This window comes from Streptomyces sp. Ru73, assembly GCF_002920575.1.
Taxonomy (GTDB): Bacteria; Actinomycetota; Actinomycetes; order Streptomycetales; family Streptomycetaceae; genus Streptomyces.
In genome coordinates this window covers 1-19078 of record NZ_PQSQ01000043.1, presented here as the reverse complement: position 1 = coordinate 19078, position 19078 = coordinate 1, and the positions used below count along the sequence as shown (strand labels likewise).

At 74.2% G+C, this 19078-nt stretch carries 14 protein-coding genes; 12 read left to right on the top strand and 2 right to left on the bottom strand.

Translation table 11 applies throughout. From position 1 onward, the window contains the following. The first annotated feature begins 58 nt into the window (after window positions 1-58). The 4 genes from C3486_RS19520 to C3486_RS19505 all read left to right on the top strand — a co-directional run bounded on the left by C3486_RS19520 (window position 59) and on the right by C3486_RS19505 (window position 5797). Window positions 59-517: a MarR family winged helix-turn-helix transcriptional regulator gene (locus tag C3486_RS19520; protein WP_103834017.1), complete on the top strand. Its 459-nt coding sequence runs from the start codon at window positions 59-61 to the stop codon at window positions 515-517. Next, window positions 514-3348, top strand: coding sequence for an FUSC family protein (locus C3486_RS19515; protein ID WP_258052870.1), 2835 nt, complete (start codon window positions 514-516; stop codon window positions 3346-3348). Before C3486_RS19520 ends, C3486_RS19515 begins: the two co-directional genes overlap by 4 nt. A 93-nt stretch (window positions 3349-3441) precedes the next feature. Further along, window positions 3442-4929 carry a tRNA (N6-isopentenyl adenosine(37)-C2)-methylthiotransferase MiaB gene (gene miaB, locus C3486_RS19510; RefSeq protein WP_103834016.1) on the top strand — a complete coding sequence of 496 codons (1488 nt, stop codon included), beginning with the start codon at window positions 3442-3444 and terminating at the stop codon, window positions 4927-4929. Window positions 4930-5077: 148 nt separating this feature from the next. Next, window positions 5078-5797 (top strand): class III extradiol dioxygenase subunit B-like domain-containing protein, encoded by a 720-nt coding sequence (locus C3486_RS19505; RefSeq protein WP_103834015.1) that lies wholly within the window; start codon window positions 5078-5080, stop codon window positions 5795-5797. A gap of 96 nt (window positions 5798-5893) precedes the next feature. Here the strand turns inward: C3486_RS19505 and C3486_RS19500 are convergent, their stop codons facing one another. Further along, on the bottom strand, window positions 5894-6181 hold the full coding sequence (locus tag C3486_RS19500) for an antitoxin (RefSeq protein ID WP_103834014.1): 288 nt from the start codon (window positions 6179-6181) through the stop codon (window positions 5894-5896). Between the two features lie 172 nt (window positions 6182-6353). On the opposite strand from C3486_RS19500, the gene miaA reads away from it, so the two are divergent. From miaA to hflX, 6 genes are all read left to right on the top strand, one after another. After that, entirely contained in the window at window positions 6354-7304 is a 951-nt protein-coding gene (gene miaA, locus C3486_RS19495) for a tRNA (adenosine(37)-N6)-dimethylallyltransferase MiaA (protein ID WP_103834013.1), read from the top strand. A 182-nt stretch (window positions 7305-7486) separates the two neighbouring features. Beyond that, window positions 7487-8134: a hypothetical protein gene (locus tag C3486_RS38080; RefSeq protein ID WP_258052869.1), complete on the top strand. Its 648-nt coding sequence runs from the start codon at window positions 7487-7489 to the stop codon at window positions 8132-8134. A gap of 83 nt (window positions 8135-8217) precedes the next feature. After that, window positions 8218-9108: a diaminopimelate epimerase gene (gene dapF / locus C3486_RS19485; protein ID WP_103834012.1), complete on the top strand. Its 891-nt coding sequence runs from the start codon at window positions 8218-8220 to the stop codon at window positions 9106-9108. A gap of 216 nt (window positions 9109-9324) precedes the next feature. Continuing rightward, window positions 9325-11694, top strand: a complete 2370-nt coding sequence (locus C3486_RS19480) for a bifunctional (p)ppGpp synthetase/guanosine-3',5'-bis(diphosphate) 3'-pyrophosphohydrolase (protein WP_103834011.1) — start codon at window positions 9325-9327, stop codon at window positions 11692-11694. A gap of 165 nt (window positions 11695-11859) precedes the next feature. After that, on the top strand, window positions 11860-13407 hold the full coding sequence (locus tag C3486_RS19475; protein WP_103834010.1) for a M1 family metallopeptidase: 1548 nt from the start codon (window positions 11860-11862) through the stop codon (window positions 13405-13407). 205 nt (window positions 13408-13612) lie between these two features. Continuing rightward, complete coding sequence (gene hflX / locus C3486_RS19470; RefSeq protein ID WP_103834009.1) at window positions 13613-15112, top strand: GTPase HflX; 1500 nt, start codon at window positions 13613-13615, stop codon at window positions 15110-15112. Between the two features lie 102 nt (window positions 15113-15214). Here the strand turns inward: hflX and C3486_RS19465 are convergent, their stop codons facing one another. Continuing rightward, a complete protein-coding gene (locus C3486_RS19465) occupies window positions 15215-16441 on the bottom strand; it encodes a serine protease (protein ID WP_103834008.1) in 1227 nt (408 codons plus the stop codon). Window positions 16442-16796: 355 nt separating this feature from the next. Here C3486_RS19465 and C3486_RS19460 point away from each other — a divergent pair, with 355 nt between their 5' ends. Both C3486_RS19460 and C3486_RS38795 read left to right on the top strand, forming a co-directional pair. Then, window positions 16797-18251 carry an aminotransferase class III-fold pyridoxal phosphate-dependent enzyme gene (locus C3486_RS19460; protein ID WP_103834007.1) on the top strand — a complete coding sequence of 485 codons (1455 nt, stop codon included), beginning with the start codon at window positions 16797-16799 and terminating at the stop codon, window positions 18249-18251. After that, window positions 18248-19009, top strand: coding sequence for a hypothetical protein (locus tag C3486_RS38795; RefSeq protein ID WP_374936897.1), 762 nt, complete (start codon window positions 18248-18250; stop codon window positions 19007-19009). Before C3486_RS19460 ends, C3486_RS38795 begins: the two co-directional genes overlap by 4 nt. Window positions 19010-19078 lie beyond the last annotated feature (69 nt).

Here is a 19078-nt window from a genome sequence, read left to right as displayed (position 1 = left end):
CCGCCGCGTGCGCCGTCCCACTGGCGACCGATGCATATCCCTGTTATATAATTGCTATATGCATTCATCGTCGACGTCCGACGAACAGCGCATCGAGAACGCCGCTCGCGGCCTCCTCAGGGGCATCGGCAGGCTCTCCCAGGCACTCTTCCGGCTCGGTGAATTCGGGCTGCCACGCACGCACGTCTCGCTCCTGGACGCCCTGGACAGCGGTCCCCGGCGGGTCACCGGACTCGCCGCGTACACGGGCATCGCCCAGCCCCGGGTCACCGTGGTCCTGCAGGAGCTGGAGGAGCGCGGCCTCGTCCAGCGCGAGCGCAGCGCCCACGACCGGCGCTGCATCGAGACGTCGCTGACCCCCGCGGGGCGGGAGCTGCTGGAGCACGCGCGGCAGCGGATGGCCGCGGCCCTCCTCGAAGGGCTGCGCTCGAACGTCGACGATCCGGAGCGCGCCGTGGGCGCGGCCCGGGATGCCGTAACGACCGTGCTGCACGCCATCGAACCGGAGGTCAGTTGACCACGCCAGCCACCGGAAGCCCGGACATCACCGACGGCCGCAAGGGCCGCGACCCGGCCCACGAGAGCGCCATCGCCCCTCGGCGCGTCGGCGGGCCGAGACGCTGGTGGGACTGGGTGCTCGCCGCCGACCCCGGACTCGGCCAGCTGCAGGCCGGGTGGCGGACGCTGGTCGCCATGGTCACCGGACTCGCCACCGGTTACGGCATGTCCCTCGTGCTGGGCCTGCCCGCCATGCTCGGCATGATGGCCGGCGGCATGATGGGCCTGATGAGCGCGTTCGCCGTCGCCGAGAACACCTGGCAGCGGCTGACCCGGGCCATCCTGTGGATGCCGTTCCCGTTCTCCGCCGCGCTGCCGCTCGCCGCCTGGCTGCATCAGTACCGCGCGCTCGAACTCACCATCATGGTGCTCGCCCTGGCGGTGACGTTCTTCCTCGCCCGGTTCGGGACCCTTGCGCTGCTGGCCGGCATGCTGCTCTTCAACGCCTTCATGGTCGGCATGATGGCGAACGTCCCGCTGAACCTCTGTGGCGAGATGTTCGCCGTCGCCGTGACGTCCGCCGTCGCCATCCTCCTGACGCGGCTCCTGCTGTGCTACCCGATGCCGCGCGAGGACCTCCTCCGTACGCAGCGCGCCTTCGTCGTGGAGGCCCGCAGGGTCGCCGACGCCGCCACCGACGCGCTGGACCCGGACGCCGACCACGAGGTCGCCGTCAAGCGGATGCGGCGCAGCCTGCGCCGCCTGAACGTCACCACCGTCACCATCGACGGCCGTCTCGCGCAGCCCGAGGTCGCCGCCGACCCCGGCACCGCCGAACTGCTCCACCGGCACCTCTTCGACGCCGAGCTGGCCCTCAAGGGCATCGGCCAGTGCGTCCAGCAGCTCACCCGCCTCCAGGCGCCGGCGCACCTGCGGGAGGCCATGGTCGTCGGCCTGGTCATCGCCCGGGACACCCCGCTCGGCCGGGCCGACGCGCTGCGCCCGGCAGCCCAGCTCATCCAGCAGCAGGCCACCGCCGTACTGGAAGCCCCCGGCACGAGCGCCGACGACGCCGAGGCCGCCGCGCTGGCCCGCCGGGTCGGCCACCTCCTGGACACGCTCGCCGACTCCCTCGCGCACTGGCTCGACCTCGGCCGGAACGCCCCCACCGCGCGCGCCAAGGTGCCCTTCCAGCCCACCGTCGCGCTGGAGCAGAACCGCCCCGCCGGCACCGGGGCCGTCGCCCGCCGCGTCATCGCGGCACAGAGCGAGACCGGCTGGCGGCGGGTGATCCCGTACCTGCGCGCCCCCGTGCACGCCGGGCTGGCCGCCGCCATCGTGTGCCCGATCACCGACGCCATCAACCCGCAGCGCTTCTACTGGGGCCTGGTCGGCGTGATGATCACGCTGTTCGGCACCAACACCACACAGGAGCGGCTGCGCAAGTTCGGGCACCGCATGGCCGGCACCATCGTGGGCGCCGTCGTCGGCGTCCTCCTGCTGCGCCTCATCGGCCCCGGCCACATCTACTGGACGCTCCTGGTCATCGTGGCCGCCCTGACCTTCGGCTCCTGGGGGATGCAGCGCCAGTACGCCTACTGGGTCGCGGGCCTGGTCACCGCCCTCGTGCAGCTCTACGGCCTGTCCACCCCGTACACCGGCATGGAGACGCTGCTCAGTGAGCGGCTGCTCGACAACGGGCTCGGCATCCTCATCGCCACCGCCTGCGCCGCACTGGTCTTCCCCGTGTCCAGCCGCAAGATCGCCCAGGAGGCGGAGCGCGGCTACGTCTCCGCCCTGGAACACCTCGTCTCGCAGGTCGCCGAGCGCTGGCAGGACCCGGCGGCGCCGGTCCGGCTGCGCGGCGCGGCCCGGGGCGTCGACGCCGCGCTGTACCAGGTACGCGGCGTGGCCCGGCCGCTCGTACGGATGCCGATCGGCGTGCGCGGCCGCGGCGCCGAGAACCGCCTCGCGCTGCTCACCGCGGCCACCGGCCACGCCAGGTCGCTCGCGGCCGCTGCCGACATCGACATCGACCTCGCCCCCGAGCTGGGCCGCCGCGTCGAGCGGATCACCACCACCTTCGTGGAGTCCCTGCACGCACTGGACCGCCGCTTCGCCACCGGCGAGCCCGACGGCACCTGGGTACGGGTCAGCCCGCTCGTCCGCGAACTGGAAGGCGCGCTGCACGCACCCTCCGGGCCGCGCGCCGACCGCCTCCATGTGGCGCTGCGGGAGCTGGCGGCGCTGGACGAGGCGCTGGCCGGTTACGCCGACGACTGCGGCCTGACCGTCACCGCCGCCTCCCCGGAGCCGGAGCCGGCCGCGGCGCCGGCGCAGCGGAGCGGCACGGCCGCGAAGAACACCGCATCGACCCTGGACCGCCGCACCCAGGCCGCGCTGGCCGCCTGGCTGGCGCACACCCGGCACGACGGCGAACCGGGCGCCAAGCAGGTCCCGGTGACCCCCGGCGCCACGGCCGGCACCCCGGCCGCCCAGCGGCCCGCAGCGGCCGCTCAGGCGCCCGCTGCCGGGCCCCGCGCCCGCACGGCGCCCTCCGGCGCCCGTACCGCCTCGGCGGCCGGCACGTGCACCGTCAGCGGCTCCCTGCACTGCCCGGAGCACCCCCGCGGCTGCGAGGCGTGGATCACCGTCGTCAGCGACCGCGGCAAGCGCAGGGCCGGCGTCCGCGCGGTGGGCGGCCGGTACCGCATCACGGGCCTGGAGCCCGGCGGCTACACCGTCATCGCCTCCGGTTCCGCGCACGCCCCGACGGCCCGCTTCGTGGCCGTCGACCCCTCCCGGGGCGACGTCCACCAGGACATCGAACTGAAGCCGGCCCGCCCCTGACCCGCTGACCGCGGCCGTTGCCCGTCCGCCCCCTCCGGGATGCCCCCGGAGGGGGCGGACGGCCTCCGGGAGCACGTACCCTGGTCGATTGAGATGAGTGCGAAGACATACGAGGTGCGCACCCACGGGTGCCAGATGAACGTCCATGACTCCGAGCGGCTGGCCGGCCTGCTGGAGGACGCCGGGTACGTGCCCGCGCCCGAGGGCGCCGACGGTGCGGACGTCGTCGTCTTCAACACCTGCGCGGTGCGCGAGAACGCCGACAACAAGCTCTACGGCAACCTCGGCCAGCTCGCCCCGAAGAAGGCCGCGCGGCCCGGCATGCAGATCGCCGTCGGCGGCTGCCTCGCCCAGAAGGACCGCGACACCATCGTCAAGAAGGCGCCCTGGGTGGACGTCGTCTTCGGCACGCACAACATCGGCAAGCTGCCGGTCCTCCTGGAGCGCGCCCGCGTCCAGGAAGAGGCGCAGGTCGAGATCGCGGAGTCCCTGGAGGCGTTCCCCTCGACGCTGCCCACCCGCCGCGAGAGCGCCTACGCGGCCTGGGTCTCCATCTCCGTGGGGTGCAACAACACCTGCACCTTCTGCATCGTCCCCGCGCTGCGCGGCAAGGAGAAGGACCGCCGCCCCGGCGACATCCTCGCCGAGATCGAGACGCTGGTCTCCGAGGGCGTCTCCGAGATCACCCTGCTCGGCCAGAACGTCAACGCCTACGGCTCCGACATCGGTGACCGCGAGGCGTTCTCCAAGCTGCTGCGCGCCTGCGGGAAGATCGAGGGCCTGGAGCGGGTCCGCTTCACCTCGCCGCACCCGCGCGACTTCACGGACGACGTGATCGCCGCCATGGCCGAGACGCCGAACGTCATGCCGCAGCTCCACATGCCGCTGCAGTCCGGCTCCGACACCGTCCTGAAGGCCATGCGCCGCTCCTACCGCCAGGAGCGCTTCCTCGGGATCATCGAGAAGGTGCGCGCCGCCATGCCGGACGCGGCCATCTCCACCGACATCATCGTGGGCTTCCCCGGCGAGACCGAGGCGGACTTCGAGCAGACGCTGCACGTCGTCCGGGAGTCCCGCTTCGCGCAGGCCTTCACCTTCCAGTACTCCAAGCGCCCCGGGACCCCGGCCGCGACCATGGAGGGGCAGATCCCGAAGGAGGTCGTCCAGGCCCGCTACGAGCGGCTGGTCGCGCTCCAGGAGGAGATCTCCTGGGAGGAGAACAAGAAGCAGGTCGGCCGCACCGTCGAGGTCATGGTCGCCGAGGGCGAGGGCCGCAAGGACGGCGCCACGCACCGCCTCTCCGGCCGCGCGCCCGACAACCGCCTCGTGCACTTCACCAAGCCCGCCGCCGAGGTCCGCCCCGGCGACATGGTGACGGTCGAGATCACGTACGCGGCGCCGCACCACCTGCTCGCCGAGGGCGAGGCCGTCTCGGTGCGCCGGACCCGCTCCGGCGACGCCTGGGAGCGCCGCAACGCCGCGCCGCCGCAGCCCGCCGGCGTCATGCTCGGCCTGCCGACGGTGGGCGCCCCGGCCCCCGCGCCCGCCGAGCCGGCCGGCGGCTGCTGCCCGGCCTCCTGAGCCGCCGCGGCCGCGCGGACACCCCGGGAGCCCCAGCACGGCTCCCGGGCCCCGCACGTGCCCGCGCAGACCTCCTCCCGGCCGCTTCCCGCACCGCGGGGCAGGGCGCGGCCCAGCGCCCCGCAGCCGCGGGGATACGCTGCGGAACATGCTCGTAGCTGCTGCTCTGTGTCCCTGTCCGCCACTGCTCGTCCCCGAGGTCGCCGGCGGTGCCGCGGCCGAACTGGACGGTCTGCGGGCCGCCTGCGCGGACGCCGTCGGCGTACTCGCGGCCGCCCGGCCCGACCGGCTCGTCGTCGTCGGCCCCGCCGAGCCCGCGGGCCGCGGGGCGTTCAAGGAGGGCGCGCCCGGCTCGTTCGCCGGCTTCGGCGTCGACCTCTCCGTACGGCTCGGCGCGCCGGACGGCGAGGGCGCCGACGAGGGGCGGCAGCTGCCGCCCTCACTGGCCGTCGGCGCCTGGCTGCTGGAGCGCGCCGACTGGCACGGCGTCCCCGTGACCGCGCTCGGCGTGGGCGAGCCGCTCGAACCGGAGAAGTGCCTCGGTGCCGGGCGCGAGCTCGCGGCCTCGGCCGCCCGTGTCGCCCTGCTGGTGATGGGGGACGGCAGCGCCTGCCGCACGGTCAAGGCGCCCGGTTACTTCGACGAGCGGGCCGAGGGGTTCGACGCGGAGCTGGCCCGCATGCTGGGTTCGGCGGACGCTGCCGCCCTCGGGGCGCTGGACGAGGAGCCCGCGCAGTCCCTCATGGTGTCGGGCCGCTCCAGCTGGCAGGTGCTGGCCGGGGCGGCGGAGGGCGCCGGGCTGGGCGGCGAGCTGCTGCACGAAGAGGCGCCGTACGGCGTGGGGTACTTCGTGGCGGCCTGGTCCTAGCGCTCTACCGGGCGCCGCGTGCGGCGGCCCGTGACGCATGACGGTGGCCGGGGACCGCGTGGTCCCCGGCCACCGCTCTCTCCGGCCCTGCCGGTCTCACATCGGGTCGCCGGGCCGCCTTCCGGTGCCGTGCTCACCGGCGGAGCGGCCGCCCGCGCCCGGGGTGTGCTTCTCCTGGCCCTCGGCCATCCGGCGCAGCGCTTCCTTGGCCTTCGTGGTGCCGGTGCCGATCTGGCCGCTGTACTTGCCCTTCGTCCTGGCGTCGGCCGTCCTGCCGGCCTTGTCCAGGCCCCGCTCGATCTTGTCCCCGTGCTGCAGCGCGAGGTCTCCGGCCTTGCCCTTGAGGAGGCCGGCCTTGGCCTTCAGGTTGTCCAGCAGGCCCATGAGCCACCTTCCTTGGTCGGAGGGCGCGGGGTTCAAAAGCGCCCATACCTGGCGTTTACCCTCCTCATGCGGGCCAAACCTCCCCGTCACCCGCGCCGCGCGCGGCTCCTGGGGGAGGCGGGCCGTCCGGTGCTCATTCGAAACCGGCCGCGCGGTTTGACACACTGGCTCGGTGAACACAGCAGTTCCCGCTCCGCGGGTCATCGCCGTCGTCGGCCCCACCGCGGCCGGCAAGTCCGACCTGGGCGTCGCCCTCGCCCGGCACTTCGGCGGCGAGGTCGTCAACGCCGACTCCATGCAGCTCTACCGGGGCATGGACATCGGCACCGCCAAGCTCACCCAGGAGGAGCGGGCCGGCGTGCCGCACCACCTCCTGGACATCTGGGACGTCACCCAGGCGGCGAGCGTCGCGGAGTACCAGCGGCTGGCCCGCGCCGAGATCGACCGGCTGCTCGCCGAGGGGCGCACCGCGGTCCTCGTGGGCGGCTCCGGCCTCTATGTGCGCGGCGCGCTGGACAACCTGGAGTTCCCCGGCACCGACCCCGAGGTGCGGGCCCGGCTGGAGGCCGAGCTGGAGCACGAGGGCAGCGGGGTGCTGCACGCCCGGCTGGCCGCCGCCGACCCCGAGGCGGCGCGCGCCATCCTGCCCAGCAACGGCCGCCGCATCGTGCGCGCCCTGGAGGTCATCGAGATCACCGGACGGCCCTTCACGGCCAACCTGCCCGGCCCCGGTGACCAGCGCGAGGTCTACGCCGACACGGTGCAGATCGGCGTCGACGTGGACCGCCCCGAACTGGACGAGCGGATCGCCGTACGGGTCGACCGCATGTGGGAGGCGGGGCTCGTGGAGGAGGTACGTGCGCTGGAGGCGCAGGGCCTGCGCGAGGGGCGTACGGCCTCTCGCGCGCTCGGGTACCAGCAGGTGCTGGCGTACCTCGCGGGCGAGTGCACCGAGGACGAGGCGCGGGCCGAGACCGTACGCGCCACCAAGCGCTTCGCGCGCCGTCAGGACTCCTGGTTCCGGCGGGACCCGAGGGTCCACTGGCTCAGCGGCGCGGCTGTCGCGCGGCGGGAGCTTCCGGAGCGCGCGCTGGCGCTGCTCGAACGACCGGTCACAGCCTGATCACGTCCTGGCATCGGGACGCTCCGGCCGTCATCGGGCCGCTTGAGGGCGTGTCATTATCGACCATCGACCGAGCCGTGCGTCTGGAAACCGGGAGGGCATTGGCGATGGAGGCCCGCCCTCGCAGCAGAGCGCACCAGCCGGACGTGCGGCGCGAAGGACAGCACGGCGGAAGGGAACCGATGCCGGGCCGCGCCCCCGCCCTCGACGACGACCCCGGGCCGGTCGGCGCCGGCTCCTCGGACGCGGCACGCCTTCCGGACGACGACGGCTTCGCCGACGGGCCCGACCGGTCCCTGGACGCCGGCCTCCCGGAGCACGGGCACATCGCCCCTGAGGACCGCCTCGACGAAGCGCCGCTGACGGGCGGCCACCACGCCCCGGAGAGCGACCGGCCCGGGGACGGCGTCCGGCTGGACGACGTGGACGCGCTCGACGGCTCCGACGGGCCCGACGCGCAGCCCGAGGACGACCGGCCCGCCGAGGACGCCGCGTCCTTCCGGGAGCTGCGGCCGCCGCGCCGTCTCCGCCTCTGGCAGCTCGCCCCCATCGTGGGGCTGGCCGCCGTCGGCTCACTGATGTTCGCCTTCCCGCTGGCGTTCGAATTCGGCGGGGACGGCGGGGCCGTCTTCGCGATGCTCGGGCTGCTGCTGTGCTGCTGCGCGGCGGGCGGCGGCATGATGGCGGCGCGCCGGGTCGGCCACACCTGGCCGGGCCTGCCGCCCCGCGGTTCCGGCCGGCGCGCCGACTGGCGGGTGGTCGCGGTGTACGCCGCCGTCGTCCTGGTGCTGGCCGCCCTGGCCATCTGGCGCGTGGCCCGGCTGCGCTGACCGCCGGCCCGGCCGGTACGGAGCGCGGCCCGCTGCCGCGCCCGGATGCGGCCGCTGTCGGTGGTGCCCCGTACGATTCAAGGGTGAGCAACGAGCGCATCGCCTTCCTCAAGGGCCACGGCACCGAGAACGACTTCGTGATCGTCCCCGACCCGGACGGTCTGCTGGAGCTGCCCGCCGCCCTCGTGGCACGGCTCTGCGACCGCAGGGCCGGCATCGGCGGCGACGGTGTCCTGCACGTCGTGCGGTCAGCGGCGCACCCCGAGGCGCGCGCGATGGCCGACGAGGCCGAGTGGTTCATGGACTACCGCAACAGCGACGGCTCCATCGCCGAGATGTGCGGCAACGGCGTCCGGGTCTTCGCCCGCTACCTGCAGTACGCCGGGCTGGCCGAGGCCGGCGACCTGGCGATCGCCACCCGTGCGGGCGTGCGCCGCGTGCACCTCGCCAAGGACGCGGCGGACGGCGCCACCGGGGACGTCACCGTCGTCATGGGGCGCGCCGAGCTGCCCGAGGAGCAGGTCACGGTCACGGTCGGCGAGCGCAGCTGGCCCGCGCGCAACGTGAACATGGGCAATCCGCACGCCGTCGCCTTCGTCGAGGACCTCGGCCACGCCGGGGACCTGCTCAGCGCTCCGCCGTTCAGCCCTGCCGCGGTTTATCCGGACGGGGTCAACGTCGAGTTCGTCGCCGACCGCGGCCCGCGCCACGTCGCGATGCGGGTGCACGAGCGCGGCTCCGGCGAGACCCGCTCCTGCGGCACGGGCGCCTGCGCGGTCGCCGTGGCCACCGCCCGCCGGGACGGCGCGGACCCGGCGGTCACGGGCAGCCCCGTCACGTACACCGTCGACGTCCTCGGCGGCACGCTGGTGATCACCGAGCTGCCCGACGGCACGGTGGAGATGACCGGCCCCGCGGTGATCGTCGCCGAGGGCACCATCGACCCCTCGTGGGCGGCCGCGGCAGGCATCTGAGGACCGCCTCCGGCCGGCTCCGAAAAGCACCCGGAAGCCGGCTCCGGACAGTCACGGCCCGCACCGAAGTTTCGCTCGAATGGGTGATCCGTTTCACTCTGGGCGAGAGGCGGTGAGCGGTGCGTGATGGGCTCGGTAGCATCAAGCACCGGCCCGGACACCGCCGTCACCGCCTGATCGCGTCCGGCCGCCGGTCGATGCTGCCGGAGGTGCCCCATGAGCGCAGAGGCCACTGAACCCAGCGGTGCGCCCGCAGAATCCCACCCGGCAGGGGGCGCGGCCCGAAAACGCGGCCGCCCCCGGCTGGAGCTGAGAGGGCTGCGCCGGTTCGGCCGCGCGGCGCTGCTGGGGCCGGCCCCGCGCGACGGCCTGCCCGACGCCCTGGAGCACGTCGCCAAGGTCCACCGCGCCCATCACCCGCACGCCGACCTCGACGTCCTCAGCAGGGCGTACGCGCTCGCCGAGTCCTCGCACCGCGGGCAGATGCGCAAGAGCGGCGAGCCGTACATCACCCACCCCCTCGCCGTGACGCTCATCCTCGCCGAACTGGGCGCGGAGACCACGTCGTTGACCGCGTCCCTGCTGCACGACACCGTCGAGGACACGGACGTGACGCTCGATCAGGTGGGCGCGGAGTTCGGCGAGGAGGTGCGCTTCCTGGTCGACGGCGTCACCAAGCTGGAGAAGGTCGATTACGGCGCCGCCGCCGAGCCCGAGACCTTCCGCAAGATGCTGCTGGCCACCGGCAACGACGTCCGGGTCATGTCGATCAAGCTCGCGGACCGGCTGCACAACATGCGCACCCTCGGGGTGATGCGCCCCGAGAAGCAGGCCAGGATCGCCAAGGTCACCCGCGACGTGCTGATCCCGCTCGCCGAGCGCCTCGGCGTCCAGGCCCTCAAGACCGAGCTGGAGGACCTGGTCTTCGCGATCCTGCACCCCGAGGAGTACGCGGCGACCCGCGCCCTCGTGCTGCGGCACGCCGAGCGCCCGGATCCGCTCGCGGCCGCCGCCGGGCGGATGCGCACGGTGCTGCACGACGCCGGCATCGACGCCGAAGTACTCGTGCGGCCGCGGCACTTCGTGTCCGTGCACCGCGTCCGGATACGGCGCGGCGAGCTGACCGGCGCTGACCTGGGGCGGTTGCTGGTGCTGGTCGCCGAGGACGCGGACTGCTACGCGGTCCTGGGGGAGCTGCACACCTGCTTCACGCCCGTCGTCTCGGAGTTCAAGGACTTCATCGCGGCGCCCAAGTTCAACCTGTACCAGTCCCTGCACACGGCCGTGATGAGCGAGGACGGCGACATTGCCGAAACGCTTATCCGCACCCACCGGATGCACCGGGTGGCCGAGGCAGGCGTGATCGCGCTGGGCAATCCCCACGTCGTCGCCGAGGGCGGCCCGTACGGCCCGTCGGAGGGCACGGAGACGCCCGACGGGGAGCGGGTGGACCCCACCCGCCCCGGCTGGCTCTCGCGGCTGCTGGAGTGGCAGCGGGTGGCACCCGACCCGGACACGTTCTGGACCTCGCTCCGCGACGACCTGGCCGAGGACCGGGAGATCACGGTCTTCCGCGCGGACGGCGGCTTCGGTGCCGGGGACACGGCGCGGGAGGCGGCCGGGCACTCCGGCGACCGCGGCGCGTTCCGGCTGCCGGCGGGCGCCAGCTGCGTGGACGCCGCGTACGCACTCCACGGAGCCGGGGCGCACTGTTGCATCGGCGCGCGTGTGAACGGCCGACTGGCCACCCTCTCGACGGTCCTCCGCGACGGCGACAGCCTGCACCTGCTCATGGCCCCGGACTCCGCGGCGGGACCGTCCCCGCAATGGCTGGAGTACGCCCGCACCCCCGCGGCCCGCCTCGCCATCTCCCGCTGGCTCAGCGCCCATCCGGGAGCGGAACGCGCGGAAGCGGAGGCGGAAGCGGAACGGGAGGCGCCCGACGAGACCGCGGAGCGCCCGGCGGACGAGACCGGGAGCGACGCGCCCCAGGAGGCGGAGAGGTCCACCGAGGCTGCCGGGGACGCCGGCCGGGGCCGCGCCGCCGCAGCGGGAAGCGCCGCCCCCGAGGACGCCGCCGCGGCCCCCGAGGCGCGCCGCCCGCGCCCGCCCGTCCCCGCCGTCACCGACCTCCCCGACGCCACCGTCCGGCTGGCCGGCTGCTGCACCCCCGTACCGCCCGACAAGGTCACCGGGTTCGCCGTACGCGGCGGCGCCGTGACCGTGCACCGCGCCCTGTGCCCCGCCGTTGCCCGGATGGCGGCGGCCGGGCGGACGCCCGTGGGGGTGCACTGGCGGCGCTCGGCGGCACCGGACCAGGGCTGCCGCGTCACGCTGCTCGCCGAGGCGTTCAGCCGGCCCCGGCTGCTGGCCGACCTCACCGAGGCCATCGCTGCGCAGGGCGCCGCCGTCGTCTCGGCCGACGTGGAGCCGCCCCGGGAGCAGCGCGTCCGGCACACGTACACGCTGCACCTCCCGGATGCCGCGGATCTGCCCTCCCTGATGCGCGCGATGCGCCAGGTGCCCGGCGTCTTCGATGTGCTGCGCGCGGGCCGCAACGAACCGGCCGCGAGCCTCCGCTCCTAGAGCTCCCGGAAGCCCGCGCTTCCCGGGCGCGCCGTCTCCCGCCGCTTCGTGGGCGCGTTCACCGTCCACCGGCGACGCGCCCGGGAAGCGGCCGGAACCGCTCGTTCGGGTGCCGCGCTGCCGCGCCGCCGCTCGCCGGGACGGCCCTGCTGGTAGCGGTAACGCATGTCCATTACGCCCCGCCGTACCGCGTCCCCCACCCGACAGGCGCCGGACCTGCCGGGTCCCGCAGCCCCGCGCCGCCGTGCCGCCCGCCGCGCCGTCCCCGCAGTGCTGGCCGTCGGCGCCCTCCTGGCGGCGGGTGCGCCGGAGCCCGGCCCCGAAGGGCTCGGCGACCGCCTCTACCCGTACCTCGGCAACCCCGGCTACGACGTCGACGCGTACGACATCGCCCTGAAGTACTCCGGGAAGAACGACGTCCCCCTGGACGCCGTCACCACGATCAGCGCGCGGGCCACCGGCCACCTGGACCGCGTCAACCTCGACTTCGCCCGCGGCACCGTACGGTCCGTCGAGGTCAACGGCGTCCCCGCGCGCCACGCCACGCGCGGGGAGGACCTCGTGATCACCCCCGCACAGCCCGTCGAGCCGGGCCAGGGCATGCGGATCGTCGTCCGGCACACCAGCGACCCCATGGGCGCCAAGGACGGCGGCTGGGTCCGTACCGGCGACGGGCTGGCGATGGCCAACCAGGCGGACGCCGCGCACCGCGTCTTCCCGAGCAACGACCACCCCTCGGACAAGGCCGTCTTCACCTTCCGGATCACCGCGCCCCGGGGCGTCACCGCCGTCGCCAACGGCCTTCCCCTGGGGCGCACCGCCCGCGGGCCCGCGACCACGTGGACGTACCGCTCGCTGCACCCGATGGCCACCGAGCTGGCCCAGGTCTCCCTCGGGAAGTCGGCCGTCGTGCACCGTAAGGGCCCGCACGGGCTGCCCCTCAGGGACGTGGTGCCGGCCGCCGACCGCAAGAAGCTGGAACCCTGGCTCGCCAAGACCCCCGGGCAGATCGGCTGGCTGGAGCGCCAGGTGGGGGCCTACCCGTTCGAGACGTACGGCGTGCTGCTCGCCGACGCCTCCACCGGCTTCGAGCTGGAGACGCAGACGCTCTCCCTCTTCGAGAAGCACCTGTTCACGACGGACAAGCTCCCCGCCTGGTACGTGGAGTCACTGATGGTGCACGAGCTGGCACACCAGTGGTTCGGCGACAGCGTCACCCCCCGTACCTGGTCCGACGTGTGGCTCAACGAATCGCATGCCACCTGGTACGAGGCGCGCTACGCGGACCGTGCGAGCAAGGGCACGGCCTCCCTGGAGGAGCGCATGAAGCGGGCCTACGAGGAGTCCGACGCCTGGCGCGCGGCCGGCGGCCCGCCCGCGGCCCCGAAGCCCCCGAAGCCGGGCCAGAAGATCGGCATCTTCCGCCCGGTGGTCTACGACGGCAGCGCGCTGATCCTGTACGCACTCCGGCAGCGCATGGGGGCCGCCGCCTTCGACCGCCTGGAACGCGCCTGGTTCGCCGAGCACCGCGACGGCGTCGTCTCCACCGCCGACTTCGTCGCGCTGGCCTCCCGCATCCACGGCGAGGACCTGACCGGCTTCCTGCGCCCCTGGCTGTACGGCACCCGCACCCCGCCGATGCCCGGCCACCCGGACTGGCACGTCAGGAAGGACCAGAAGCAGAACCCGCCCCCGAAGGGCGGCTCCTCCTGACCCCGGCCCTGACAGGACCCCGTTCACCAGGGACAATGGCCCGGCAGGAAAACTCGCATGACGGACCTCACCCGCCGTGCGACCATCGACGGGCCGACGCCGGGACCGCCGGGAATCTCCCGGAGCGTCCGGACGTTGTCACGATCGAGAGTCCCGGGCCCGCAGCGGGCCCGTTCCGGGACGTCCCAACGACACAAAGGATCAAATGACCTCCTCTTCTTCCCTTCCTCAGCAGGACCGACAGCGCCTCCACGAGAGCCTTCGGGCCGACGCCCTGATGGAAGAGGACGTCGCCTGGAGCCACGAGATCGACGGGGCGCGTGACGGCGACCAGTACGACCGTTCCGAGCGTGCGGCCCTGCGCCGGGTGGCGGGCCTCTCCACCGAGCTCGAGGACGTCACCGAGGTCGAGTACCGGCAGCTGCGCCTGGAGCGCGTGGTGCTGGTGGGCGTGTGGACCTCCGGGACGGTCCAGGACGCCGAGAATTCCCTCGCGGAGCTGGCCGCGCTGGCCGAGACCGCGGGCGCGATGGTGCTGGACGGTGTGATCCAGCGCCGTGACAAGCCGGACCCGGCGACCTACATCGGCTCCGGCAAGGCCCAGGAGCTGCGCGACATCGTGCTGGAGTCCGGCGCCGACACCGTCGTCTGCGACGGTGAGCTGAGCCCCGGCCAGCTGATCCACCTGGAGGACGTCGTCAAGGTCAAGGTGGTCGACCGGACCGCCCTGATCCTCGACATCTTCGCCCAGCACGCCAAGTCCCGCGAGGGCAAGGCGCAGGTCTCGCTGGCCCAGATGCAGTACATGCTGCCCCGGCTGCGCGGCTGGGGTCAGTCGCTGTCCCGGCAGATGGGTGGCGGTGGCTCCGGCTCGGCGGGCGGCGGCATGGCCACCCGTGGTCCCGGTGAGACCAAGATCGAGACGGACCGGCGGCGGATCCGCGAGAAGATGGCGAAGATGCGCCGGGAGATCGCGGAGATGAAGACCGGGCGCGACATCAAGCGCCAGGAGCGCCGTCGCAACAAGATCCCCTCGGTCGCCATCGCCGGATACACCAACGCGGGCAAGTCCTCGCTGCTCAACCGCCTCACCGGCGCCGGCGTCCTGGTGGAGAACGCCCTGTTCGCCACCCTGGACCCGACCGTCCGGCGGGCCGAGACGCCCAGCGGCCGGCTGTACACCCTGGCCGACACGGTCGGCTTCGTCCGGCACCTCCCGCACCACCTCGTCGAGGCGTTCCGCTCCACGATGGAGGAGGTCGGCGACTCCGACCTCATCCTGCACGTGGTCGACGGCTCGCACCCGGTGCCCGAGGAGCAGCTGGCGGCCGTCCGCGAGGTGATCCGCGACGTCGGCGCACAGGACGTGCCGGAGATCGTCGTGGTCAACAAGGCGGACGCGGCCGACCCGCTCGTGCTGCAGCGCCTGCTGCGCAACGAGAAGCACGCCATGCTGGTCTCGGCCCGTACGGGCCAGGGCATCGACGAGCTGCTCGCGCTCATCGACGAGGAGCTGCCGCGGCCCAGCGTCGAGATCGAGGCGCTGGTGCCGTACACCCACGGCCAGCTGGTCAGCCGGGCGCACGCCGAGGGCGAGGTGATCTCCGAGGAGCACACCGCGGAGGGCACGGTCCTCAAGGCACGCGTCCACGAGGAGCTGGCCGCCGAGCTCCAGCCGTACGTCCCGGCGGCCGCGGGCGGCTGACCCGCACGCGCCCGGAGGGCGTGACGCACGACGTACGAGGGCCCGCTCCCCAGCGTGGGGAGCGGGCCCTCGTGCATGTCCGCTACCGGGCGGCGGTGCCCGTCACTGGTTCGCGAACTTCTTGCTGACCGCCTCGTACACGCCCTTGGCCTCGGTGCCCAGGTGCGGCCCGGCCAGCCAGTCGGCCGTCACCGGGCCGATCGAGGTGTTGGACACCAGCGCCGTCCGGCCCTGCTGGTCCTCGGCGAACCACGGTCCGCCGGAGGACCCGGCGGTCATCGTGCAGCCGATCCGGTACATCGTCGGCTGCGCGGCGTCCAGCGACAGCCGGCCGGGCTTCGCCGGGCACTGCTGCAGCGTCTGGCCGTCGAACGGCTTCGCGGCCGGGTAGCCCTGCGCCGTCATCGACGGGATCTTCGGCACGGCCGGCGCGTTGAACTGCACCCGGTACGCCTTGCCGACCGTCTCCTCCAGCGACTTGGTGTTGCCCGCCTCGGGCTTCACGTGCAGCACGGCGAAGTCGTACGGCGCACCCTCGCCGCCGCTCTTCGCGCCCTGGTCGATCCACTGCTGCGAGGTCTGCGCGGCGTCGGCCCAGAACACGCCCTTCGGGGCGAGCTGCTCCTTCGTGGCGCCCTGCAGCTCCGCCGCCGACTTGGCGCTGTCGTTGTACGAGGGCACGAACGCGATGTTGCGGTACCAGCCGCCGTTCTTGCCCGCGTGCACGCAGTGGCCCGCCGTCCACACCAGGTTCGACTTGCCCGGGTGCGCCGGGTCCTCGACCACCGCGCCCGAGCAGACCATCGAGCCCTCGGGGCTGTCGAAGAAGACCTTGCCGACGCCGGGCGCGTGGGTGCTGTACTGCGCGCTGACCGGCTGCGCCCGCACGGGCGCCGGCTCGGGGTCGGTGACGCCCTGGTCGCCGGAGATGTCCTCCGGCTCGACCGGCTTGTCGGGCTGCTCGGCGTCCTTCATGCGGTCCGGGTCCCACAGCCCCTTGATGTAGGGGTTGACGAACTGGCCCGCCTCACGCAGCCACTTCTTCTTGTCCCAGTTCTTCCACTCGCCGTGCTTCCAGTCGTCCAGGTTGACGCCGAGGTCCTTGAGCTTGTCCTGCAGCTCCTGGGGGATCTTCAGCTTGCCCCCGCCCGGCTGCTCGACGGCGGTCTGGTCCGGCTGCGCACCGGCGTCGTCCCCCGAGGGGCCGCAGGCGGTGGCGGTCAGCGCCAGCGCGCCGACCAGCGCGGCCGCGGCGACGGCCGGGCGGACGCCGCGCCGGGTTCTCCCGCCGTCTCGCGGACGGGCGGCGGACGGGCGGATGGATCGCATGAGTGGCTTCCCCCTGGGTGTGTTCGGCGACCGGACGGCGGCCGCGACGACCGAAAGGGCGATCGTTCGGCGACCGTTGGCGATCGATATGGACTTGTTCGGACCGTTCCCTCGGTTCCTGTGGCCGGTCCGGAATGCAGAGCCCCACTATGCCGGTGCCGTGGGGGACGGCGCCGGGCGGGTCCGCGGTTCCGGCGGTCAAGGATCTTCGCCGAGACCGTGATCCGGTGCCCGTGGCGTCGTTGGTACGTACGGGGGAAGGCCGGCCCGTGTTCACGGTGCGGCCCACACAGCCGGCCACCGGCGCCGAAGCGCGCACCGGTGGTCCGTTGAACAGCAGGAGGACAACACAGCCGTGGCCTTGACCCAGCCTCCGCCGACGGCACCGCCGCTGGACCGCGAGCAGATCCTGCGGCGGCAGTCGCTCCGCGAGTCCGCCGCTCGTACGTACGCGCGCTCGCTGCCCGTCGTCCCGGTCCGCGCCCGCGGGCTGACGATCGAAGGCGCCGACGGGCGCCGCTACCTGGACTGCCTCTCCGGTGCCGGCACCCTGGCGCTGGGGCACAACCACCCCGTCGTGCTCGAAGCCATCCGCGGCGTCCTCGACTCCGGCGCTCCGCTGCACGTCCTGGACCTCGCCACCCCGGTGAAGGACGCCTTCACCACCGAGCTGTTCGCCACTCTGCCGCGGGAGCTGGCCGAGCACGGCAGGATCCAGTTCTGTGGCCCGGCCGGCACCGACGCCGTCGAGGCGGCGCTGACCCTCGTACGGACCGCGACCGGCCGCGCCGGCCTGATGGCCTTCACCGGCGCGTACCACGGCATGACGGCGGGGGCGCTCGCCGCGTCCGGGGGCGCGCGGGACACCTCCGTGATCCGGCTCCCGTATCCGTACGCCTACCGCTGCCCCTTCGGGACCGGCGGCGGCCGCGGCGCCGGTCAGGACGCCGGCGGCGGGGGAGCGCAGGACGCCGAGGACGCCGCCGAACGCGCCGCCGAGCTGTCGGCGCGCTGGGCCGAGAACGCCCTCGCCGACACCAAGAGCGGCGTGCCGCACCCGGCCGGCATGATCCTGGAACCGGTGCAGGGCGAGGGCGGCGTGATCCCCGCGCCCGACAGCTGGCTGCGCCGGATGCGCGAGATCACCACGGCCCACGACGTCCCGCTGATCGTCGACGAGGTGCAGACCGGCGTCGGCCGCACCGGCGCCTTCTGGGCCGTCGAGCACAGCGGCATCGTCCCGGACGTCCTGGTCCTCTCCAAGGCCATCGGCGGCAGCCTGCCGCTCGCGGTGATCGTCTACCGCGAGGAGCTGGACACCTGGCGCCCCGGCGCGCACGCCGGCACCTTCCGCGGCAACCAGCTCGCCATGGCAGCGGGCGCCGCCACTCTCGCCTACGTACGCGAGAACGGCCTCGCCGCACACGCCGCTGAACTGGGCGCACGGATGCTCACCCGGTTGCGCGGCCTGGCCACGCACCACGACTGCGTCGGCGACGTCCGCGGCCGCGGCCTGATGCTCGGCGTCGAACTGGTCGACCCGGAAGGCCCGGTGGGCCCCGACGGCGCCCCGCCACCCGCCTCCGGGCTCGCCACCGAGGTCCAGCGGCAGTGCCTGGACCGCGGACTGATCGTGGAGCTGGGCGGCCGCGGATCCGCCGTCGTCCGGCTGCTCCCGCCGCTCACCCTCACCGACGAACAGGCCGACGCCGTCCTCGACCGCCTCGCCGACGCCATCGCGGCGGCGGTCCGCCCCACCCCGGGACCGACGGGTTCCCCCCTCCCCACGATGCGAGGCACCACCCCATGACCGAACGCCTTGGCCCTGCGACGAACGGGCCGGCCGGCCCCTCTCCGGACGCAGCCCCCGCGGCCGAGACCCCGGTGGACGAAGCACACGAGGCCCCGCCGTCGCAGGACGGCTCCGCCCCCTCCGCGCCGTCGTCGCAGGCACCCGCGCGAGCCTCCTCCGACGGCTCGCACCAGGACTCCCCGGAAGACCCGGCGTCCCCCGAGGGCGGCCGCGCACCCGGCTCCGGCCGCGCACCCGGCTCCGGCCGGGACGCGGCGGCACCGGACGTACGCCGCGCTACGGAGGACGGTGACGGGCCGGCCGGCGCGTCGTCCGGCGCCGAGCCCAGCGTTCCCCGCCAGGCGCGCCGCATCGGCCACGTGTGCGAGGCGAGCCTGCCGGACGGGATGGACGGGGGAGCGGTGGCGGTCGACGTACGGGACGATTCCGCCGCCTCCTCGGCGTACGCCACCGCCGCACCCGAAACGGGCCCCGATCCGCTGGAACACCCCGACCCGGCGGTCGCGGCGGACGCGGCCGGCGTGGAGAACCTCCTCCGCTGCTGGACCCGTGAGAACGGCACCCCGCGCCCGGCCGGCGGGTACCTCCGGCTCCCGCTCGACGCCAGCGGCACGGCACTCCGGCGTCCCCGTCCGCTACTGGTCGCGCACCGGCTGCCACCGCTTCGGCCCGCCCGTACTGGAAACGCGCACCGGCCGGCGCCCCGCCCGTCGACGCCGTCACCCTCGCAGCCCTGCTCCGCCGCGAGGCGATGAGGGGCACGGCAGCGGACGACGGCGCGTCGGCCGGCGCGCGCCGCGGGACAACGCGGCCGCCCGGGGACC

Excerpts from the sequence above, each read along its gene's own strand:
- C3486_RS19500 (WP_103834014.1), bottom strand. The coding sequence starts at position 6,181 with ATGGGCCTGCTGGACAACCTGAAGGCCAAGGCCGGCCTCCTCAAGGGC.
- C3486_RS19475 (WP_103834010.1), top strand. The coding sequence starts at position 11,860 with ATGTCCATTACGCCCCGCCGTACCGCGTCCCCCACCCGACAGGCGCCG.
- C3486_RS19520 (WP_103834017.1), top strand. The coding sequence starts at position 59 with ATGCATTCATCGTCGACGTCCGACGAACAGCGCATCGAGAACGCCGCT.
- hflX (WP_103834009.1), top strand. The coding sequence starts at position 13,613 with ATGACCTCCTCTTCTTCCCTTCCTCAGCAGGACCGACAGCGCCTCCAC.
- C3486_RS38795 (WP_374936897.1), top strand. The coding sequence starts at position 18,248 with ATGACCGAACGCCTTGGCCCTGCGACGAACGGGCCGGCCGGCCCCTCT.
- C3486_RS38080 (WP_258052869.1), top strand. The coding sequence starts at position 7,487 with ATGCCGGGCCGCGCCCCCGCCCTCGACGACGACCCCGGGCCGGTCGGC.
- C3486_RS19465 (WP_103834008.1), bottom strand. The coding sequence starts at position 16,441 with ATGCGATCCATCCGCCCGTCCGCCGCCCGTCCGCGAGACGGCGGGAGA.
- C3486_RS19480 (WP_103834011.1), top strand. The coding sequence starts at position 9,325 with ATGAGCGCAGAGGCCACTGAACCCAGCGGTGCGCCCGCAGAATCCCAC.
- miaB (WP_103834016.1), top strand. The coding sequence starts at position 3,442 with ATGAGTGCGAAGACATACGAGGTGCGCACCCACGGGTGCCAGATGAAC.
- C3486_RS19505 (WP_103834015.1), top strand. The coding sequence starts at position 5,078 with ATGCTCGTAGCTGCTGCTCTGTGTCCCTGTCCGCCACTGCTCGTCCCC.